Source organism: Jeotgalibacillus marinus, from assembly GCF_040801915.1.
Classification (GTDB): Bacteria; Bacillota; Bacilli; order Bacillales; family Jeotgalibacillaceae; genus Jeotgalibacillus; species Jeotgalibacillus marinus.
Genome location: NZ_JBFMIA010000041.1, coordinates 1 through 4,243 on the forward strand (window position 1 = coordinate 1; position 4,243 = coordinate 4,243).

At 39.4% G+C, this 4,243-nt stretch carries 4 protein-coding genes; all 4 read left to right on the forward strand.

Going from position 1 to position 4,243, the window contains the following annotated elements; genetic code table 11:
- Positions 1-2,472, forward strand: a 2,472-nt coding sequence (locus tag AB1471_RS16580) for a tail fiber domain-containing protein (protein WP_367780870.1), incomplete at its 5' end; no start/stop codon positions are given.
- Complete coding sequence (locus AB1471_RS16585; protein ID WP_367780871.1) at positions 2,469-2,858, forward strand: hypothetical protein; 390 nt, start codon at positions 2,469-2,471, stop codon at positions 2,856-2,858. The genes AB1471_RS16580 and AB1471_RS16585, both read left to right, overlap by 4 nt.
- A 197-nt stretch (positions 2,859-3,055) precedes the next feature.
- Complete coding sequence (locus AB1471_RS16590) at positions 3,056-3,250, forward strand: hypothetical protein (protein WP_367780872.1); 195 nt, start codon at positions 3,056-3,058, stop codon at positions 3,248-3,250.
- A gap of 40 nt (positions 3,251-3,290) precedes the next feature.
- The coding region (locus AB1471_RS16595) for a phage tail spike protein (RefSeq protein ID WP_367780873.1) at positions 3,291-4,243 on the forward strand (953 nt) is incomplete at its 3' end.

Below are 4,243 nucleotides of genomic sequence, written 5' to 3' on the forward strand. Positions count from 1 at the left end.
ACTGATGACACACGTTTGGACGATGTAGTGGATACAATCAATAATAATTCGGGTAGATGGAGTGAAGTACCTGATTTAACCATCGATCCTGAGAAGTATCCAGACATTCAGCCTAGCAAGCCAGTTATCACTGCTGAAGGTGTATTTGCGACCGTTAAACTTAACTGGGACTATGCCTATGGTGAGTTTTATACGCAGGCATTCGAAGTCTATGTAAGTGAGGTTCAAGGCTCAACAGCATCTCCTGAGAATCTGATCTTTCGTGGATTAATCAATGGCTACAATTTTGTTGGAGAAACGAACAAACAATATTATTTCAGGGTGAAAGCTATCAACTTTCATGGTCGTGCCAGCGTATTATCTGATGAAGTCTCGGCGACCACCGCGAGGGTCGTATCTGATGATATCCTGTTCGGTGAAGAAATTGCTGCTGAGCTACGTGAATTAAGTAAAAAAGCTGAAATTTTAGCTGGTGACACCATAGGGATAGACAAAATGAAGCAAGAAGCTTTAGATGCTATTAATGAAAAGGCAAAGCAATATACAGACGAAGAAATTCAAGAAACAGAAAAAGAAATTAATGAAGAACTTGCGAACAAAGCAGGATTGAACTATGTAGAAGGCAGGTTCACGCTGGTTGATAGCGATCTAGCTGATCTGCTTGATGAAATGGAAGACCTGGAAGAATACGCTTCAAGCATTGATCAAAAAACCGATTCTATCAGTTTTAATGTTAGTGCTTTGACTCAAACAGTAGATGAAAACACAACGTCTATCTCTAATGCGGAAAGTAGTATTACTCAACTATCTGACTCCATTTATTTAAAGGTGGAAGAAACTCAAGCTCAAGTGGATACTATCGATGACGAAGTTACTAGTGTAAGTAGCCAAGTGTCTGAATTAAAGGTTGATGTAGATGGGATTTCGACTAGTGTAAAAAGTTTGGAAAGTGACATTGATAACCTAGATGTCAGAGTTAGATCGTCCGAATCCTCCATCACCCAACTATCCACCTCCATCGTTCTAAAAGCGGAGCAAGAAGAAGTGAATAGCTTAACAGGACGAATGACGCAAGCAGAGGCTTCTTTATCGGTGCATGCTGATCGGATCGAATCGAAAGTTGAGAAAGACGGGATTATATCGTCGATCAATCAAAGTGCTGAATCGGTTAAAATAGAAGCCGCAATGATTGAGTTAACAGGTGACGTGTATATGACTGACGGTACCACCTACATTTCTAAGGGAGCAGTTGGTGAACTCGCCATTGACAATGGTGTGATCAAACGCGCACACCTTGATAAAGCTATTATTGGATCAGCACAGATCGATGAAGCAGTCATTACAGATGCACATATCAATGATCTATCAGCAGATAAAATAAACGTTGGCGAGCTATCTGGAATCACGATATCTGGTGTAACAATTAAAGGTTCTGTTTTTAAATCTGTTGCTCAAGATTCGACGTTTGAACTTAATGGTGGAGATATGAAGTTAGACAATTCCAACGGTCAATCTGTTACGATTTCGCCAGATGGAATAAAGGGGTATAACAGCAACGGTGATATACGATTCCAAGCGGATCGTTCACAAGTGACGAGTTCGGCAATCGGAACATCTAATACTAATATTTATCTAGGAAGTCATGGCGAGACACGATCTGTTAATTACTCAAGTTTACCTGGTAATGGGAGTATACATGATTACATTTTTACCCCGGTACGTGCTAGTGGTTTTTATGGTAACTTTTGGAATGTTAATCCTATTGGAGCTACAAATATTTATGCAAGGCCATTGGGTGAGTTGAGAGTCACTCGAAGTGAAACACTAGATCATTATATGCCAGTACGTGCTAGTGGTTTTTATGGAAACTTTTGGAATATTAATCCTATTGGAGCAGCTACACATATTTATGCAAGACCATTGGGTGAGTTGAGAGTCACTCGAAGTGAAACACTAGATCATTATATGCCAGTACGTGCAAGTGGTTTTTATGGCTCTTTTATTGATCATAGCGGAGGTGGAATTCATCTCTATGCTCGGCCATCTAGTGGCGGAAATCTGAGAGTAACAGTCCGTGGTACGACAGATACATGGCGACCTGTCGAAGCTGCTGAATTTAGCGAACGTTCATTGGAGCGATATAAAACAGACATAGCCAAGTTTGAAGGTTCTGCTTTAGAAATTATACGGCAGAGCGATATTTATTCCTATCGATTAATCGATGATGTTAACAATGGAATTGATAGGATCAAGCATGGATTTATTATCGGAGACGGATATCGAACACCTACTCAAGTTCTTTCGGCAAATCGAGAGTCAGTAGATTTGTATGCCATACCAAGTTTGAATTGGCACGCGACCAAAGAGCTTAGTTTCTTATATGAAGGTCATGATGAACGAATTAACTATCTTGAAATGGAAAATGCACTACTTAAAGCAGAATTAAAACAAATTAAGGAGAGATTAATATGAATCTAACAAAAGAAGTAACATATGAACTAAATTACAACGGTGATGTTCATCGAATATATCATTTTGTCGATGACATCTTAAATTTAAGACATGAAAGTATTTATGGTGAGACGATTGAAGGAGAAGCTACTACAGCCTTAAATATTAAAGCAACAAATACCCCTCATCAAACTATCACTGCACAATTAGTAGGAGAAAGAGTTTACATTGAGGATGAGAACGGTCGAAAAAGAGCAGAGTTATTTTATTTTTTACCAGACGTTGAGGTTTATTTCAAATTTAACTACCAAAAAGGAATGGAATTTGGTGAGTGGTATACAGAATGGACAATGCCAATGTCAGTATCACCTATTTACAAATCATATGCAAGTAAAAATAAAAAATGAATTACTAAGGCAGGCGATCAGCCTGCTTTTTAATTTGTCTTTAAAAGGGAAACAATCACGTCATCGTAGTAAGTTTACAAGGTTTTAGACGAACGATTGAAGGAAGTGGCGGAACAAGAACAGGAATTATTAAAAGAGCATTGCCACTTAGATGACGAGGGTAACCCTAAAATTAAAAAAAATGGTCAAAAGTGGGAGTGAAAGATGTTGAAGCGTTCCGTAAAGACAAGATCGAGCTTCTCGAAGAAGGACTTGTGATTGATGGTGGCGATAATACGGAAATGCTAAAAACGGTGAAAACCATTTTGTTCGATTGCGACAAAGAATTCAGCGGACAAGATGCACTGATTTACGATTATCTATACGATCAATTTGAAGAAGCAGACGAATAAATTAGTAAATGGAAATTGACTCATGTAAGGAGGTGTTTTTTTGTTATATATATTCAATCAAAACGAAGAACTACAAACCATCTTAAAAGAGTACACAGAAGCGTCCCACACTGAACAATTGAATAAAGATAACTTCTTTGAGTTTTGGGTCCCAGCTAATCATCCGGATAGTCAATTCATCAAAGAAGAAAACTTGGTTGCTTTTAAGGATGAAGACGGCGAGCTTCGGTTGTTTGTCATTAAAGAATTAGAGGAAGTACACGATGATGTGTTGTATAAGGAAGTCTTTTGTAAGGCTGCGTGGATGGACGAATTAGAAGACGAGGCGCTTGAAGAAAGTAGCACTCAAGACCAAACAATGGAGGATGCACTTTCTCAAGCCTTACAGGATACTAGATGGCAAGTAGGTGAAGTGGCCGAACTCGGATTAAATGAAGTTGATTTCTATTTTGAATCGGTTCTTTCTGCGATCAATAACATCCTTAGTACGTGGGGCGGTGAGGTTAAAGACCGTATTCTTATCTCAGGTAATAAAATAACGGGTAGATATATAGATATCTTGCCAAGACGTGGAGCAGATACAGGAAAGACACTCAGCATTTCCAAAGACCTTCAAAGCATTCACAGGACCGTGGTCTCTTATCCTAAAACCGCCTTGTATGGGCGAGGAAAAGGGGAAGAAGGAGCAGACGGGAGCGACAGACGACTCACCTTTGAAGAGGTGGAGTGGTCCACTCAAAAAGACGATCCAGTAGACAAACCATTCGGTCAAAAATGGGTAGGAGATCCAGATGCTTTACAAAAGTATGGCAGAGAGAATTTCACTCGCCATCGGTTTGACTTTTTTGATTCGTCCGATGAAGAAGACCCAAACCAGTTACTTATGGACACGTGGAATGCCTTACAAGAAAAAAACCAGATCTTAGTGTCCTACGATTTATCGGCGATCTCGCTAGAAAAAATAGCGGGACTTGAACACGAAAAAGTACGACT